This window comes from Clostridium sp. KLE 1755 (assembly GCF_000466465.2).
Classification (GTDB): Bacteria; Bacillota; Clostridia; order Lachnospirales; family Lachnospiraceae; genus Eisenbergiella; species Eisenbergiella porci.
Genome location: NZ_KE992682.1, coordinates 1 through 15,833, shown reverse-complemented (window position 1 = coordinate 15,833; position 15,833 = coordinate 1). Strand labels below are relative to the sequence as shown.

General features: G+C 51.0%; 14 protein-coding genes. 10 read left to right on the top strand and 4 right to left on the bottom strand.

Features of this window, described 5'->3' with window-relative positions; all coding sequences use genetic code 11:
• Positions 1 to 218: 218 nt before the first annotated feature.
• Positions 219 to 1,070 carry a helix-turn-helix domain-containing protein gene (locus tag HMPREF1548_RS07670; RefSeq protein WP_021635369.1) on the bottom strand — a complete coding sequence of 284 codons (852 nt, stop codon included), beginning with the start codon at positions 1,068 to 1,070 and terminating at the stop codon, positions 219 to 221.
• Between the two features lie 243 nt (positions 1,071 to 1,313).
• Between HMPREF1548_RS07670 and HMPREF1548_RS07665 the strand changes: the two genes are divergently transcribed.
• The 4 genes from HMPREF1548_RS07665 (at position 1,314) to HMPREF1548_RS07650 (ending at position 6,607) form a co-directional block, all read left to right on the top strand.
• Complete coding sequence (locus tag HMPREF1548_RS07665; RefSeq protein ID WP_025490597.1) at positions 1,314 to 2,642, top strand: glycoside hydrolase family 27 protein; 1,329 nt, start codon at positions 1,314 to 1,316, stop codon at positions 2,640 to 2,642.
• A 161-nt stretch (positions 2,643 to 2,803) separates the two neighbouring features.
• Entirely contained in the window at positions 2,804 to 4,273 is a 1,470-nt protein-coding gene (locus HMPREF1548_RS07660) for an alpha-glucosidase/alpha-galactosidase (RefSeq protein WP_021635366.1), read from the top strand.
• Between the two features lie 375 nt (positions 4,274 to 4,648).
• A complete protein-coding gene (locus HMPREF1548_RS07655) occupies positions 4,649 to 5,626 on the top strand; it encodes an Rpn family recombination-promoting nuclease/putative transposase (protein ID WP_021635365.1) in 978 nt (325 codons plus the stop codon).
• A gap of 63 nt (positions 5,627 to 5,689) precedes the next feature.
• Positions 5,690 to 6,607, top strand: coding sequence for a glycoside hydrolase family 43 protein (locus tag HMPREF1548_RS07650; RefSeq protein ID WP_021635364.1), 918 nt, complete (start codon positions 5,690 to 5,692; stop codon positions 6,605 to 6,607).
• 139 nt (positions 6,608 to 6,746) lie between these two features.
• Here the strand turns inward: HMPREF1548_RS07650 and trxA are convergent, their stop codons facing one another.
• Entirely contained in the window at positions 6,747 to 7,058 is a 312-nt protein-coding gene (gene trxA, locus HMPREF1548_RS07645) for a thioredoxin (RefSeq protein ID WP_025490601.1), read from the bottom strand.
• A 170-nt stretch (positions 7,059 to 7,228) separates the two neighbouring features.
• Positions 7,229 to 7,498, bottom strand: a complete 270-nt coding sequence (locus HMPREF1548_RS07640; protein ID WP_021635362.1) for a DUF1905 domain-containing protein — start codon at positions 7,496 to 7,498, stop codon at positions 7,229 to 7,231.
• Between the two features lie 264 nt (positions 7,499 to 7,762).
• Here HMPREF1548_RS07640 and HMPREF1548_RS07635 point away from each other — a divergent pair, with 264 nt between their 5' ends.
• Entirely contained in the window at positions 7,763 to 9,484 is a 1,722-nt protein-coding gene (locus HMPREF1548_RS07635) for an ABC transporter ATP-binding protein (protein ID WP_021635360.1), read from the top strand.
• A 5-nt stretch (positions 9,485 to 9,489) separates the two neighbouring features.
• Here the strand turns inward: HMPREF1548_RS07635 and HMPREF1548_RS07630 are convergent, their stop codons facing one another.
• Positions 9,490 to 10,353: a helix-turn-helix transcriptional regulator gene (locus tag HMPREF1548_RS07630; protein ID WP_025490604.1), complete on the bottom strand. Its 864-nt coding sequence runs from the start codon at positions 10,351 to 10,353 to the stop codon at positions 9,490 to 9,492.
• 334 nt (positions 10,354 to 10,687) lie between these two features.
• Here HMPREF1548_RS07630 and kduI point away from each other — a divergent pair, with 334 nt between their 5' ends.
• The 5 genes from kduI to rhaM all read left to right on the top strand — a co-directional run bounded on the left by kduI (position 10,688) and on the right by rhaM (position 15,735).
• Complete coding sequence (gene kduI / locus HMPREF1548_RS07625) at positions 10,688 to 11,551, top strand: 5-dehydro-4-deoxy-D-glucuronate isomerase (protein ID WP_021635356.1); 864 nt, start codon at positions 10,688 to 10,690, stop codon at positions 11,549 to 11,551.
• A gap of 28 nt (positions 11,552 to 11,579) precedes the next feature.
• Positions 11,580 to 12,383: a gluconate 5-dehydrogenase gene (locus tag HMPREF1548_RS07620; RefSeq protein ID WP_021635355.1), complete on the top strand. Its 804-nt coding sequence runs from the start codon at positions 11,580 to 11,582 to the stop codon at positions 12,381 to 12,383.
• 214 nt (positions 12,384 to 12,597) lie between these two features.
• The gene (locus HMPREF1548_RS07615) at positions 12,598 to 13,389 is read left to right on the top strand and encodes a DUF7402 domain-containing protein (RefSeq protein WP_035321544.1); all 792 of its coding nucleotides are present in this window, start codon (positions 12,598 to 12,600) and stop codon (positions 13,387 to 13,389) included.
• A 166-nt stretch (positions 13,390 to 13,555) separates the two neighbouring features.
• Positions 13,556 to 15,343, top strand: coding sequence for a heparinase II/III family protein (locus HMPREF1548_RS07610; protein ID WP_198168620.1), 1,788 nt, complete (start codon positions 13,556 to 13,558; stop codon positions 15,341 to 15,343).
• 80 nt (positions 15,344 to 15,423) lie between these two features.
• Positions 15,424 to 15,735, top strand: a complete 312-nt coding sequence (rhaM, locus tag HMPREF1548_RS07605) for an L-rhamnose mutarotase (protein WP_025490606.1) — start codon at positions 15,424 to 15,426, stop codon at positions 15,733 to 15,735.
• Positions 15,736 to 15,833 lie beyond the last annotated feature (98 nt).

Here is a 15,833-nt window from a genome sequence, read left to right as displayed (position 1 = left end):
CCCGTTGCTTGCAGCGGGGTCTTTGATTTGATGCCGGCGGCAGTGTTTTTACCCGCCGTTTTCCCACGTAATTTTTAATCACGCTCTAACCAAGTATAAATAAAATCTGCCGGAAAACAATGGAGATAAGATGCTTCTTTTTATCTTTTAGCGACTTCCGTTTCTGTGCGGCATAAAAAACAGGCATTGCAGGGAGGATGTGTGACGCCCGCAGCCGGTCAGCCCCCATAGCGCCGCCGGTATTCGGCAGGCGTGCAGCCGGATGCCCTGCGGAACACCTTACAGAAATAATTCCCGCAGGAGAAACCGCAGTCCCGGGCCACTGCTTCCACGGGCATGGTGGTGTTCAGAAGCAGGGACAGCGCATGGGAAAGCCGCAGCCCGGTCAGATATCTGACCGGGGACTGCCCGGTTTCCTTGGTAAAAAGCCGGGTGAAATAGGCGGAGGAAAGCCCCTTGTACGCCGCCAGCTCCTCTATGGAAAAATGCTCCGGGAAATGCTCTTTCATGTAGCGGATGCTTTCCTCCACACAGGACGTCAGCGCAGGCCGCTGCGGTTCCTCCAGGGTCCGCAGCAGCGAAGACAGAAAGCGGTAAACCAGATCTCCGCCCTCATACCGCCGCAGCTGACGGCCATTTGTCATATCCTCGTGCAGGTTCAGCCACAGCTGTATTGGAAAGCTGTCCGCGGGAACCGTAACTACCGGGCCGAAGCTGTCTCTTATTTTCCGGAAAAAAGGAACGGCTGCCGGGCCCTGAAAATGCACATACAGATATTCCCACCGGTTTTCCGGTTCTCCCGCAGGCAGATAGTACCTGCTTTTTTCCGGGATACAGGAGAAAAAGGCGGTGCCGGCGGAAAGCCTGCGGCTGCCCTCCTCCGTCTCAAAAACCCCCTCCCCCTGAAAGGTATACTGAAACAGAAAGCCGTCATAATCCCGGTCGTCATTATAGAAATCATACTTCTCGGACTGCCTTTTTTCGATGCCGAAATCCAGAAGCATAAGCGGTTCCTCCGCCAATTGCCCCGGATTGAGGAAGCCGAAGGTTCCATAAGTTTGTAAGGTCAAAAAATTACCCTCCGTTATCGTTTTTTTATTCTTGTGCTGTCAATATGGGAATATTATAATCAAGTCAGACAGGAAAGACAATGAAAACAGAACAATAATTTCCGGTGTCAAAAAAATACCATGCAGGAGAAAATTCCTCTGCTTGCCAGAGGACTCGCATTTTGCTCCGCAAAACTTAGGAGGAAAATCCTCTGCTCGCCAGAGGGCTCGCATTTTGCTCCGCAAAACAAGGAGGATTTGATAATGGATAAAAACAGGTTTGCCATGACGCCGCCCATGGGCTGGAACAGCTATGACTACTATGATACCACGGTGAATGAAGAACAGGTGAAGGCCAATGCCGACTATATGGCGGCTCATTTGAAGCAGTACGGCTGGGAGTACATCGTTGTGGACATCCAGTGGTATGCCTATGGGGCGGGAAGCATGCGCGATAAGCATCAGTATATCCCCTTCAGCAAGCTGGAAATGGATGAATACGGAAGGCTCCTTCCCTGCCCGGAGCGTTTCCCTTCCGCTGCGGACGGGGCGGGCTTTAAGCCTCTGGCGGATTACATACACGGCCTGGGCCTGAAATTCGGCATTCATATTATGAGGGGGATTCCCCGTGCGGCCGCACAGAACCATCTGCCGGTGCTGGGAAGCAGCCAGACAGCGGACGAGGTTGCCAATCCTTCTTCCATCTGCGGCTGGAATCCGGATATGTACGGCCTGAGAAAGGATATGGAGGGCAGCCAGGCTTACTACGATTCCCTGCTTGCGCTGTATGCCCAGTGGGGAGTGGATTATATCAAATGTGACGACATCTGCAACACCAGTATTTATCGGGAAAACCAGTATTCGGCCGCCCATGAGATCGAAATGCTCCACAAGGCCATTGAAAAATGCGGCCGTTCCATCGTTCTCAGTCTTTCTCCCGGCCCTGCGCTGATTGAGAAGGCATGGCATTATGAGAAGTATGCCAATATGTGGCGTATTACCGATGATTTCTGGGATAAATGGGAACTTCTCCTGAACATGTTCTACCGCTGCGAGCTGTGGCAGAACCACGTGACACAGGGCTGCTATCCGGACTGCGACATGCTGCCGTTGGGCTGGCTGGGCAAGGGCTTCGGTGAAGAAAGGCAGACCAATTTTACAAAGGAAGAGCAGGTGACCATGATGACCCTGTGGTGCATCTTCCGTTCGCCCCTGATGCTGGGCGCGGAAATGCCCAAGCTGGACGAATGGACGCTTTCCCTGCTCACCAATGAAAGGGTGCTGGCGCTTATGGGATCGGAGTACCATGGCGTACAGGTGGAACGGGACGGCGTGCATGCGGTATGGGCCAGCAGGAAAAACGGAGAGGATGCCGTTTATGCCGCGCTGTTTAATTTCAACGATGAAGAAAAGGAAGTCGGCGTAAAGACGGAGGATGTGTATGCCGCCGTATCCGCGGAGGTTCCTGATTTGGATCAGGAGCTTGTGATGGAGGAGCTTTGGACCGGAGAAGTGCAGCAAAGCAGGGGAAGCGTGATTTCCAGCGTTGTGAAGGCACATGGCGCGAAGCTTTTCTGTATCCGCAGAGCCTGAAAATAAGGGAATAAGGCAATTGCCCGGCAGGTGAACGCCTGCCGGACCGGCTGTAAAAACAGCGCAGGGAGGAAGGAACCCGTTATTTTATGTGGTTCATCCGGATTCCTGTTTTTGCACATGAACAGCGATACTGCTGACATCAGGAAAGGGGAAGTATTATGAGCTTTAAAATTGCAGTGATTGGGGCGGGAAGCCTGGTTTTTGCCAGGACATTATTTACGGATATCATGTCCGTACCGGAATTTCATGACATTGAGGTGGCCTTTACGGATATCAATCCGGACAATCTGGATAAGGTAACCCGTCTGTGCCAGCGGGATTTGGACAGCAACAATATCCCGATTACCATTCAGGCCACAACAGACAGAAGGGAAGCCTTCCGCGGCGCCAGATATATTATCAACTGCGTCCGCATCGGGGGCCTGCCCGCTTTTGAAATGGATGTGGACATTCCGTTGAAATACGGTGTGGATCAGTGTGTGGGCGATACCCTCTGCACCGGCGGCATCATGTACGGACAGCGCGTTATCGCTGAAATGCTGAATTTCTGTAAGGATATCAGGGAAGTGGCGGAGCCGGGGGCAATTATGCTTAATTACTCCAATCCCAACGCCATGGCCACCTGGGCATGCAATAAATACGGCGGGGTCAAAACCATCGGCCTGTGCCACGGTGAGATTCACGGCGAGAGCCAGATTGCCGAGGTCCTGGGAATCCCCAGGGAGGAGCTGGACATCACCTGCGCCGGCATCAACCATCAGACCTGGTATGTGAGCGTAAAGCATAAAGGCGTGGAGCTGAAGGATAAGCTGCTTGCCGGTTTTGAGGCCCATGAACGCTTCAGCGAAGAGGAGAAGGTCAGAATTGATATCCTGAAACGCTTCGGCTATTATTCCACCGAATCCAACGGCCATTTATCCGAATATGTGGCATGGTACCGGAAGCGTCCGGATGAAATCAAGGACTGGATCAATACGGACAGCTGGATCAATGGAGAAACCGGCGGCTATCTGCGCGTTACCAGAGAGGAACGCAACTGGTTTGAAACGGAATACCCCAAGATTGCAGCAGAGCCTCCCAAAAAATACGACGGCAGCCAGAGGGGAAAGGAGCACTGCTCCTACATCATGGAGTCCCTGGAAACCGGCAGAAAATACAGGGGCCATTTTAATATCATGAACGAAGGCTGCATTACCAACCTGCCTTATGAGTGTGTGGTTGAAGTTCCCTGCTATGTGGACGGCAACGGAATCTCCGTTCCCAAGCTGGGGGATCTGCCCCTGGGCTGTGCCGCCGTTTGTTCCCAGTCCATATGGGTACAGCGTCTGGCCGTAGAAGCAGCGGTGGCGGGCGATGTGAAGCTTCTGAAGCAGGCCGCCCTCATGGATCCTCTGACCGGAGCCGTGTGCAACCCTCCGGAAATCTGGCAGATGATAGATGAAATGCTGATCGCGGAAGCGGAATGGCTGCCCCAGTATACCCAGGCCATCGCAGAGGCCAAGGAACGCTTTGCCAAAGGCGATCTGATTCCCACAAAAGACGGATATCAGGGAGCTGTAAGAATCCGTGAAAAAACCGTGGAAGAAATTTCAGCGGAAAGGGAAAGCAGGACGATTACGGCGGAGTAAACAATCAAAATTTACGGCAGGGAGCAGAACCGTCAGTTATGCGGGCTGCCCCTGCCGCTTTCAGGGTTACAGTTGACATCCTGCTTCGTAACAGTTAAAAATAAGTAAAAAAGCTTGAAAAAACTTGCCCTCTCCCACAAATTTTGCTATTCTATATCATAAACGAAATTAAGTGAGTTAATCTTGAAAAATCCCGAGAGCTCTCTCAGGTGTTTCCCCAGGCATAAGCCAGTCAAAAGAAATCATTTTTTTGATGCAGTTACAGGGTGGCCAGGCTGAACTGTAACAGTTCGGTCCGGTTTGTAACCTCTGGACCACAACTGAAAAATGATTGATATTTCACGCACAAAAGTTTATAATATGTAGGAGAAACGAATGGGGAAAAAAGACATTACCCTGAATGAATTTCTGGGAGATCCGCATATCTTTGCAGATCTGCTCAATGGCTGCTTTTTCCGGGGGAGACAGGAAATCCGCCCGGAGGAGCTTCTGCCCATGGACAGTGTGCAGGGCACCGAAAGCAGGAGCGGAAAGCCGGGAAAAAGGATTCGGGATACAAAGAAGCTGTTTTACAGACACCGCCCGGCCGCAGTGCTGGCCGTAGAAAACCAGGAGAACCCGGACTGCCGGATGCCTGTACGCTGTATGCGTTATGATGCGGATGAATACGAGCGGCAGATAAAGGCAATTGCCGCAGTACATAAAGAAAAGACAGGGCTTTCCCGTTTTGGGGAAGAGGACCGTCTGATTCCGGTTTTTACGCTCGTCCTGTATTATGGCGGTGACGAATGGGATTATCCGGACAGGCTGCATGATATGCTGGAATTCGGAGGCGCCGCCCAATGGCTGTTGGATATGGTGCCGGATTATCCGTTGACGCGGCTCTCGGTAAGAAAGGATTTGGATATCGAACTGTTCCGTACTGAGCTGCGGGAGGTGATGGGTATTTTGCAGAGAGTGGATGATAAAGCTGCCATGTGCGCTTTTGTGAATGCCAACAGGGATGCCTTCACACGCATGACAGAAAGGGGATTCGCGGTGATAGTAAACTGCACCAATTCCCGGAGGCTGGAGAAATATATCAGGGAAAACAGGGAAGGAGGACGCATCGATATGTGCAGAGCTTTTGACGAATGGATGGACGACTGCCGTAAGGAAGGAATTAAAATCGGTGAGGAACGCGGAGAAAGACGAGGAGAAAGACGCGGAGAAAGGCGTGGGATGAAAAAAGGGGAAAACCGCCTGGCGCAGCTGATACAGCGGCTGGGAGAGGAAGAACGCTTTACGGACATCCTGCGTGTGGCTGAGGACGCATCCCTGCGGAGCCGGCTGTACAGAAAATACGGGCTGTAACGGCCTTAATAAAAAGTATAAACAGCAACAGCCGCTTTGACGGCATGAGAGAAAGGAAGAATTATGGCAGCATACACAGGATATTTGTTCGTACATTTTACAGGAGAGGAAAAGCTGGGAGAGCAGATTTATTTTGCGCTGAGCAGGGACGGGCTGCACTGGATGGATTTGAATGAAGGAAAGCCGGTCCTGGTTTCGGATATCGGAGAGGCGGGCGTGAGAGATCCTTTTATCCTCAGGAATCCTCTGAACGGAAAATACGTGATTATCGCTACGGATCTTCGGATCGAAGCAGGAAAAGGCTGGACGGCTGCACAGGAAGAAGGCAGCAGGAACCTGATTGTGTGGGAGTCGGAGGATATGGTGAACTGGGACGGCCCGTTCTGCGCGGAGGTTGGAATCCCGGAGGCCGGCTGCGTCTGGGCGCCGGAAGCAATTTTTGATGAAAAGAAGCAGGCCTTCCTTGTATTCTGGGCTTCCAAGGTGAAGGAACCGGGCGACACGGAATCAAAGCAGCGCATTTACGCTTCCTATACGACGGACTTCCATACCTTTACGGAGCCTGTCAAATATCAGGAGGGTGAAAACCATATCATTGACACCACGATATTAAAAGCCGGGGATTATTATTACAGATTCTCCAAAGATGAAACCGAGAAAAATATCCGCCTGGAAAAAAGCAGAAGCCTGGATAAGGACAGCTTTACGGAGGTGTACGCGCCGGTGCTGAACGCGCTGGCCGGCGTAGAAGGACCCGCATCCTTCCGGTTTAACGACAGAGAGGAATGGTGTGTCCTTGTGGATCGTTTTGCGGAGGGAAAAGGCTATCTTCCCCTGTTCAGCCCGGATTTCGGGAGCGGCGAATTCAGAATCCCGGAGGAATCGGAATACGATTTGGGAAAGAGCAAAAAGAGACATGGCAGCGTGCTTAACCTGACGGAAGAGGAATTTCAGGCGCTGGAAGGCAAGTGGGGAAAATAAAAAGCCTTCAGGCGTGTTGCTTCAAAGATAAAAAGACCTTGCTTTCCAGCCTTTTACCGGCTGCAAAGCAAGGCTTTGATTTATCGGCAAAGCATCATGACTGGATGACCTCCGGGCGGGAGCCTGCCAGGGCAGCCGCTCAGGCATCCAGCATTTTTAAAACATCCTTTTTGGAACGAAGGCCTACGCTGGCCGCTTTTTTCCTTCCATTCTGCACAAGGACAAGAGTGGGGATGCTGGCCACACCGAATTGGTTTGCCAGCTCGATGTTTTCATCAATATTGATTTTCCCGACCTTGATATCCTCACGCTCCTCGGCCACAGAATCCACCGTGGGCGAAAACATGCGGCAGGGGCCGCACCAGGGCGCCCAGAAATCCAGCAGCACGGGCTTTTCGGACTCAAGTACCTCTTTATGAAAATTGTCTGATGTGATGTTTGTTACTGACATATCATTCACTCCTTTTACGCTTATAATTGTTAATGTGCCCATAACTGTTCCGAACCCCAACAGTTACGGGTGTTTTTACTTCATGGTCTTATTTTAACTGTTATATGCGTAAACTTCCGTGACGATGTCACATAACGGATAAAATGGGAGAGATAACAAAATTATCCCTTTCATTCCCGTTCCGTAATCACAACATGTACCGTATCTCCCGGCTGTTTTCCAATCAGGCTCCGGATATCCTTCCTTAGTCCAATAATATGTCCCGGCGTCTGCATGCGCACCAGACTGCCATCATAGGCCGCCCCGTCAAAAAGGGCATGAACCTTGACACGCCCCCTTCCAAATTCCTGCCGCACATCAAAGGGAAATTCCACATAAGCGCCGTCTATGTCAGGGACCTTTTTAATTACCGCATCAAATTCATATTTTTTTTCATTCATAAGACTCTCCTTTTCCCATCGTTTCACCCCAAACCAGGCTGGTATAAGTAAGTATTCCCGCCTGTTTCTGCCGGAATACCGATCCGCCGGCGTAACAGCCGTCAAGAGCAATGTCCGGAAAAAAACGCATAACAGAAAAAACGAAAAAGAAATCTGATTTCTTCTTTTCACCAATGCAGAATGGCGTTATACTTAATAGTAATCTGAAATCCTTTAGATAAATCAAAACAAAACAGACATAACAGATAAAGGGGGAAAATATCAATGAAAATGCTATGGAAGCTGACAAAGGAAGCGGCGAGATACAAGGGACTTTATATTTTGGCTATCGTGTCCACGCTCTGTCTGACCGCGGTGAATCTGGCGGCGCCCAAGGTACTGTCAACCATGACCGGCGTAGTGGAAAAGGGGCTGGAAAATACGTCCTTCTCCATAATTACGAAGCTGACGCTGATTTTGCTGGGACTCTATCTGCTGCGGATAGCTTTCCGGTTTTTAAGCAATTATCTGGCGCATAAAGCTGCCTGGTACCTGGTAGGGGATCTGCGCAGCAGGATGTATGACAAGCTGCAGCATCTGGATCTGGGCTTCTTCCATGATAAGCAGACCGGAGATCTGATGAGCAGGGTAGTAAATGACACCAGGGATTTTGAACTGCTTTATGCGCATATGATACCTGAAATGATCACCAACCTGGTGACCTTTGCGGGCGTCCTCATCATTCTTCTTATGATAAACTGGAAGCTGGCGCTGATTACCTGCTGCCCGATTCCGCTGATTCTCTTTTCCGGCGTAATTTTTGCCAAGAAAGTGCGCCCTTTCTTCAAGGCTTCCCAGAAATGCATGGGTGAACTGAATGCCAAGATCCAGGATAACCTTTCCGGCCTGCATGAGATCCAGTCCTTCGGCCAGGAAGAATTCGAAGATGAACAGGTAAAAAAGAAAAACTTTGAACAGGTACGCGCCATGCTCCGCGCGCTGCGCGCCAGCGCCGTATTCCACCCCAGCGTGGAATTTCTGTCCTCTGTAGGTACTGTGCTCGTGGTATTTTTCGGAGGCGTGCTGGCGTACCGGGGGCAGCTTTCCGTAGAAGACATCGTTGCCTTCATGCTGTACCTCTCCCTGTTTTACGCGCCGGTTTCAGGACTTGCCAATCTGCTGGAAAATCTGCAGCAGTCGCTGGCCGGAGCGGAACGTGTCACCCTGATTCTGGATACGCCCTCAGCCATTCAGGATGCACCGGAGGCAGAGGATCTGGGAAAGGCCCAGGGAAGCATTACCTTCGAAGATGTGAGCTTTCACTATGCCAATAAAATACCGGTGCTCAAAAAAGTATCTTTTTCCTGCGAACCCGGCATGATGGTGGCATTGGTCGGCCCCACCGGCGTGGGAAAAACAACCATGACACAGCTTCTGTCCCGGTTTTATGATCCGGTGGGAGGCCGGATTCTCATAGACGGCAAGGATATTAAAAACGTCACTCTCCAAAGCCTCCGCCGCAACATTTCCCCCGTGCTCCAGGACACGTTCCTCTTCAACGGCACCATCGCCGATAATATCGGCTATGCAAAACCGGACGCCACCCGGGAGGAGATCGAAGAAGCCGCAAAAGCCGCCAACATCCATGAAGACATCATGCACATGCCCGACCGTTATGAAACAAAAGTAGGAGAAAGAGGTCTGCGCCTCTCTGGCGGACAAAAACAACGCGTAGCCATAGCAAGAGCTATCCTGCGCCAGTCCCCCATTATCATCCTCGATGAAGCGACTGCCTCAGTAGACGTGGAAACCGAACGCCAGATCCAGAAAGCCATCAACCGCATCACAGGCAAACGCACCATCATAGCCATAGCCCACCGCCTCTCCACCATCCGCAATGCCGACTTAATACTCGTAATTCAGGAAGGTGAAATAATAGAACGCGGCACCCACGACCAGCTGATGGCTCAAAAAGGCACCTACTACCGCATGCAGAACACCCAATAAGCCCATCAGCTGGCCGAACACTGCGCATACTTTTTGGGTGAAATCCCCACAGCCTTCGTAAAGGCCTTAAGAAAATTGCTGTAATCGTTAAAGCCGCACCTCTCGCACGTTTCCGTGACGGAATAACCGGTGCTGAGCAGGGATTTGGCCACCGTAATACGCTTGGCGGTAATATATTTGTTGATGGTAGTGCCTGTGGCAGCTTTGAAAATACGGCACAGATAGGAGCTGCTCAGGTAAAAATGGGAGGACAGATCGTCTATGCTCAGCTGGGAATCAATGTTCTGGTTGATAAAGGTAAGAATGTCGTCCACTTGTGTATGGTATGCCGCTGCATCAAGCGGCAGCTCACCGGATTTGCTTTTGCTGTAGAAAATACGGTTCAGGAACACCATGAGCTCTGTAAAAACGGCCCTTTCCTCCAGATCGGAGCCAAAGCCGGAAAAGCCCGTAAGCTTATGTATAAAATAACGGAAACGGTTCTGCTCCTCTTCAGAAAGATGGAGCTTGTGGGAAACCTCGCTGCCGCGGTAGTGGAAGCAGGTATTCAGATCCGTTGCCTGGGAGGAAATGCTTTTAACGAAATCAGGATAAATCGACAGGACAATCCGTTCATGGACAGCCTGATCAATCTGGGACAGGTAATGGCTTTCATATTGGTTAATAAAAAAAATATCCCCAGGCTGAATATCGTAGAAGCGGTTGTCAATGAGAAACTGCTTGCCTCCTGAGATGGAATAATAGATCTCATAGCAGTCATGGATATGCATATCCATAGGTCTCTCATCATTATACAGGTGGGCTACCGCAAAACTTTTGTTCTCTATGCAGGACTGAATGGCTGATTTGCAGGAGCTGTATTCTTTCATAATGTGTTCGCTTTATCCTTTCTCTGATTTAGTAAAAGAACCCTTGTTTTTCCTGAAAATCAGCCGGCGCTATGGTAAATCTGCGGCATATAGTTACAGGAAAAATATCCTTTTTGTACAGTATACGACATAAGTTCAGAATAAGCAAGATTTTAAAGAAAATAACACAAGAACCGGAATATAAAGCATGATATGATAAATGCAGTTAAGGCAGTTGGAAATGACGGAACAGGGCAAAAATGGCTGAAGGTGCAAGCGGTAATGGCGGCATCCAGCCTTTTGCCTGCAGGCGGCGCAGCCGCATGCCCGATGAAGCGGGCGGAAGGGAGCAGAAATGGAATTAAGAACGGCATCATCACCCAGAGACGTAAAGCATTACACAACAGAAAGACTGCGTGAGGAATTCCTGATTCAGGGGCTTTTCCCGGCAGATGAAATCAAGCTGGTATACAGCCACATTGACCGTATTATTACGGGAACGGCAACTCCGGTTGCAAAGAAGCTGGAGCTTACGGCAGGAGACGAGCTTCGTGCGGAATATTTCCTGCAGAGAAGAGAGCTGGGCGTTATCAATATCGGCGGCGCAGGAAGAATTACCGTTGACGGCAGAGTTTATGAAGTGGCTTCCAGAGAAGGCATGTACATAGGCATGGGTTCCAGGGACATCAGCTTTGAAAGCGTAGATGCAGGAAATCCTGCAAAATTTTATTTAAACAGCGCTCCCGCGCATACAACCTACCCCACCGTGCTGATTAAGCGGGAAGGCACACCGGAAGACGGCGTGGTCATCATTAAGGATGAAAATAAGGTGGAACTGGGCAGCCTGGAGGAATCCAATCACAGAGTTATCTGCAAATACATTCTTCCCGGCCAGGTAGAGAGCTGTCAGCTGGTAATGGGAATGACCTCCCTGAAACCGGGCAGCGTATGGAATACCATGCCCTGCCATACCCATGACAGAAGGATGGAGGTTTACCTCTATTTTGATCTTCCCGAGGATGCTTTCGTGATGCATTACATGGGAGAACCCACAGAAACAAGACATATTGTGGTAAGAAATGAAGAAGCGGTGATTTCACCCAGCTGGTCCATCCATTCCGGCAGCGGTTCCAGGGCCTATACCTTTATCTGGGGCATGGTCGGGGAGAATCAGGATTTCGACGATATGGACGGCGTTAAAATGACGGAACTGATGTAATTTTATTTCATATAAGGAGGAAACAAAAATGGGAATTTTGAATGATTTTTCACTGGAAGGCAAGGTAGCTCTCGTTACAGGCGCATCCTACGGCATCGGTTTTGCGATTGCAACCGCTTATGCCCAGGCCGGCGCGACCATCGTTTTCAACGATATCAAGCAGGAGCTGGTGGACAAGGGAGTGGCCGCTTACAAGGAAGAGGGAATCGAAGCACACGGCTATGTGTGCGATGTTACCAATGAAGAAGCGGTAACGGAAATGGTTAAGAAGATTGAAGAAGAAGTGGGCGTAATCGATATCCTGGTAAACAATGCAGGTATCATCAAACGTATCCCCATGCTGGAGATGTCCGCTGATCAGTTCCGTCAGGTAATCGACGTGGACTTAAATGCTCCTTTCATCGTATCCAAGGCCGTAATCCCCGGCATGATTAAGAAGGGCCACGGCAAGATTATCAACATCTGCTCCATGATGAGCGAGCTGGGCCGTGAAACCGTTTCCGCTTATGCGGCTGCCAAGGGCGGTCTGAAGATGCTCACCAGAAATATTGCATCCGAATATGGCGAATACAACATTCAGTGCAACGGCATCGGGCCCGGCTATATTGCCACACCCCAGACTGCGCCGCTGCGTGAAATCCAGCCTGATGGAAGCAGACATCCCTTCGATCAGTTCATTATTGCAAAGACTCCTGCCGCACGTTGGGGAGACACCGCAGATCTGCAGGGACCTGCTGTATTCCTGGCATCCGATGCTTCCAACTTCGTAAACGGACATGTACTTTACGTAGACGGCGGTATCCTGGCTTACATCGGAAAACAGCCCCAGTAAGCACCCTATAGCCCCGGCAGACTGTCCCGGCAAGAAGACACAGCAAGCATCAGGGTAAGCTGCGGGACAGTTACGCGTATCGTATAAAAACATGGCGGCAGCAAGCATCCGGCCTATCGCGCAGCGATTTTGAAATGGCCGGATATCCGCAACAGTCCGGTTATCCGGATCGTTGCGGCTTCTGCCGTTTTTCTTGATTTAGGAGGGAAAAATCTTGCTGACATTAAAAGTGATCGATAAAGACCGGCAGGTAAAATGCATGAGCAGCGGGGAAGAGGAAACCAGCCTGGCCGTGCTGAGTGCATATGAGGAGGGGGATAAAATCCTGGTGGAGACCACGGAGAAAAACTGCTTCCTCTGGCTTCAGGTGGATGATGCGCTGGGAAAATCCCTGGTTTACCTGACGGATACTTATGAATATACCATCCCCTTCGGTGAAAAAAGAATCTGCTATTCCCCCAAGGTGTTTTCCGGGGACAGGCACCTTCTGTGTGTGAAAAAGGCCAGGGCTTATGAAATCGGCGCCTACCGCAATCTGGCGCTGAATGTAAATGACCAGCACGGCAATGAGGTCTGCTATCCCAGGGCTTCTGCCAATGTGGAAACAAGGGGAGAGTCCGTTTTTGCGGCGATGAATGCCATTGACGGCGTGACGGAAAACCGTTCCCATGGGGCGTGGCCCTATGCCTCCTGGGGAATTAACCGTCAGGATGACGCCAGGATCCGTCTGGATTTCGGCCGTCCGGTTGAGGTGGATACTATTGTTTTGTATACCAGGGCAGATTTTCCCCACGACAACTGGTGGGTGGACGGGAAAATCACATTTTCAGACGGAAGCGAAATGCAGCTTCCCATGGAAAAATCGGTGCTTCCCCATACCTTTACTTTTGAAAAGAAAACCATTACCTGGCTGGAAATGGGCGACTTAATCAAAGCGGATGATCCGTCTCCCTTCCCGGCTCTGACACAGATCGAGGTGTACGGCAAAGAGGCCGCAGGCAACTGACGCGCGCCTGATACAGAGGGAAAGCCGGAAAAAGAACCTTCGGATGCTGAATGAAAGCCGTCCGGCTGTCGGAAAAAACGCCGGCTGCCGGATGCAACCTTGCGGAGGCCTGACCGGCGGGCGGTTTTAGTTATATACGCGCTGCGGTGCGCAGATGGGAGCAGAAATGACAGAGCAGAAACAGGTGCGGACAGAAGAGATAAAGGCCTATCTGAAGGCCTATTGTGAATGTATGAGAGCGCATGCGGCTGAGATGATGGATCAGCCCATGCCGGTGGCCGGAGAGGAACTGTTTGCCCTTTATGAGAAGACAGGGAACCGGCTGATTTATGAAGAAGTGTATTTTACCAGACGCAAGATGCTGGCGGTGTTCGGCTGCCTTTCCATATTGGAAGGAAAGCCGGAATACCTGCATAAGCTGGAAGAGGTTCTGGATGGGATCTGTGAAGAGGAATGCTGGGCGCTGCCCGCCCATGTGGAGAGGGACAGTGATCCGGACTGGCGTATCCGCGTGGATTTGTTCGCCTCCGAAACAGCCCAGGCTCTGGCTGAGATCATCAGCCTGGTGGGAGACCGGCTGCCGGAAAGCCTGCGGGAAAAGGTACGGGACAATGTTTTCCGCCGTATCCTGGAGCCTTTTATGAATTCCCGGCCGCCATATAATTTCTGGGAAGGCGGCGACAATAACTGGAATGCGGTATGCTGCGGCAGCATCGGCTGCGCGGCGCTCTCCCTGATGCAGGAGGAGCCGGAACGGCTGCAGCCGCTGCTGGAGCGTCTGGAGCGTTCCCTTCGTTCCTATATCGGCGGTTTTTCCGATGACGGCGCATGTATGGAGGGATTGAGCTATTTCGTATATGGTATGACCTACTATACCGGTTTTGCCGATATGCTTTACCGGTATACGGAAGGAAAGACAGATCTGATGGATCAGGAAAAATGCAGGCAGATCGCCCTCTTCCAGCAGAAATGCTTTTTCCCGTCAGGCAGGACGCTCAGCTTTTCCGACGGCGACAGCAGGGACAAATATAAGATGGGACTGACATGCTTCCTTGCCATGCGTTATGCCGGGATGGAGATTCCTCCCGTGTCCTGTGCGGGCGGCTTCGACGGGGACAGCTGCTACCGTTTTATGGCCAACTTAAGGGATGTGATCTGGACACAGCAGTATCTGGAGCGGGCGGAAAAAGGCACCCTTCCCCAGGCGGAGAAAAACGGGGAGGAGCGCGGCTGCGACGTGCTTGCCGATGCCCAGTGGAGTATCTGCAAAGGCGCTTCCGGCGGCGGTATGGCGGCCAAGGGCGGCAATAACGGAGAGCCTCACAACCACAATGACGTGGGAAGCTTTTTCTATCTTGTGGGAGATGAAATGCTGCTGACGGATCTGGGCGCGGGAGAGTATACGAAGGAATATTTTCATGAGGGCAGGTACCGGATCCTCTGCAATAATTCCTTTGGACACAGCGTTCCGGTGATTGACGGCGAAGGACAGAAGGAAGGCGGGGAATATTCCTGCAGCCGCTTTGAAGCGGACGGCAGGGGAGAAACCATCATTTCCTTTGCGGGCGCTTATGGAAATGATAAGGTGAAGGAGCTTACGCGTACGCTCCGTTATGACTGTGCGATGGAAACCCTTTACGTGGAGGACTGCCTTACGGCGGCAAAGCTGCCCGGGGGAGCGCCGGAGTCTTCGGAGCCGGTTCCCATGAGTGAGAACCTTGTAACGCAGTTTGTTCCCGTTGCAAAAGGCAATACCATACGGATCGAAGGTGAAAAATATGCATGCCTGATCACGGTGGAGGAGCTGGAAGGCAGCATCCGCTGGGAGCAGAAAAAGCACATGAACCACAAGGGCCTGGAGGAAAACGTGTACTGCATCAGCTGGGATGTGCCGGCAGATCCGGCCGCGGAAAAAAGAACATGCAGGTTCCGTGTGGAAAAAATCCTGAAGTAATATTTTTCAGGCAAGTTCCCTTTAAACTACTTATTAAGGCAGTATCGCAGGCAGGCCTGCGATATGCAGGAGGCATAAAAATGGTAAAAGGATTTAAAATGAAGCTGTATGAAGGACAGGAAGCGGAGTATGAAAGAAGGCATAACCTGCTCTGGCCGGAAATGAAGGACATGATTCATGAGCATGGCGGAAAGAACTATACAATATTCCTGGATAAGGAAACGCTGACGCTGTTTGGTTACATAGAGATAGAGGACGAGGAGCTTTGGGCCAAAGGCGCAGATACCGCCATCAACAGAAAATGGTGGGATTATATGGCTGATATCATGGAAACAAACCCTGACAACAGCCCGGTGAGCATTGACTTACAGACAGTGTTTCATCTGGACTGAGGAAACACCGGCTGTAAACTTGGAATGAAAAAAGACCGATTGCATTTCCTGACCGCATGGCGGCAGGAAACCGGCGCGCCGCCGTCTCTGGGACGGTG

What these genes read in the sequence shown, in the direction of transcription:
- trxA (WP_025490601.1), bottom strand. Translation starts at nt 7,058, where the DNA reads ATGTCAGTAACAAACATCACATCAGACAATTTTCATAAAGAGGTACTT.
- HMPREF1548_RS07650 (WP_021635364.1), top strand. Translation starts at nt 5,690, where the DNA reads ATGGCAGCATACACAGGATATTTGTTCGTACATTTTACAGGAGAGGAA.
- HMPREF1548_RS07660 (WP_021635366.1), top strand. Translation starts at nt 2,804, where the DNA reads ATGAGCTTTAAAATTGCAGTGATTGGGGCGGGAAGCCTGGTTTTTGCC.
- rhaM (WP_025490606.1), top strand. Translation starts at nt 15,424, where the DNA reads ATGGTAAAAGGATTTAAAATGAAGCTGTATGAAGGACAGGAAGCGGAG.
- HMPREF1548_RS07630 (WP_025490604.1), bottom strand. Translation starts at nt 10,353, where the DNA reads ATGAAAGAATACAGCTCCTGCAAATCAGCCATTCAGTCCTGCATAGAG.
- HMPREF1548_RS07665 (WP_025490597.1), top strand. Translation starts at nt 1,314, where the DNA reads ATGGATAAAAACAGGTTTGCCATGACGCCGCCCATGGGCTGGAACAGC.
- HMPREF1548_RS07640 (WP_021635362.1), bottom strand. Translation starts at nt 7,498, where the DNA reads ATGAATGAAAAAAAATATGAATTTGATGCGGTAATTAAAAAGGTCCCT.
- HMPREF1548_RS07655 (WP_021635365.1), top strand. Translation starts at nt 4,649, where the DNA reads ATGGGGAAAAAAGACATTACCCTGAATGAATTTCTGGGAGATCCGCAT.
- HMPREF1548_RS07610 (WP_198168620.1), top strand. Translation starts at nt 13,556, where the DNA reads ATGACAGAGCAGAAACAGGTGCGGACAGAAGAGATAAAGGCCTATCTG.
- HMPREF1548_RS07620 (WP_021635355.1), top strand. Translation starts at nt 11,580, where the DNA reads ATGGGAATTTTGAATGATTTTTCACTGGAAGGCAAGGTAGCTCTCGTT.
- HMPREF1548_RS07635 (WP_021635360.1), top strand. Translation starts at nt 7,763, where the DNA reads ATGAAAATGCTATGGAAGCTGACAAAGGAAGCGGCGAGATACAAGGGA.
- kduI (WP_021635356.1), top strand. Translation starts at nt 10,688, where the DNA reads ATGGAATTAAGAACGGCATCATCACCCAGAGACGTAAAGCATTACACA.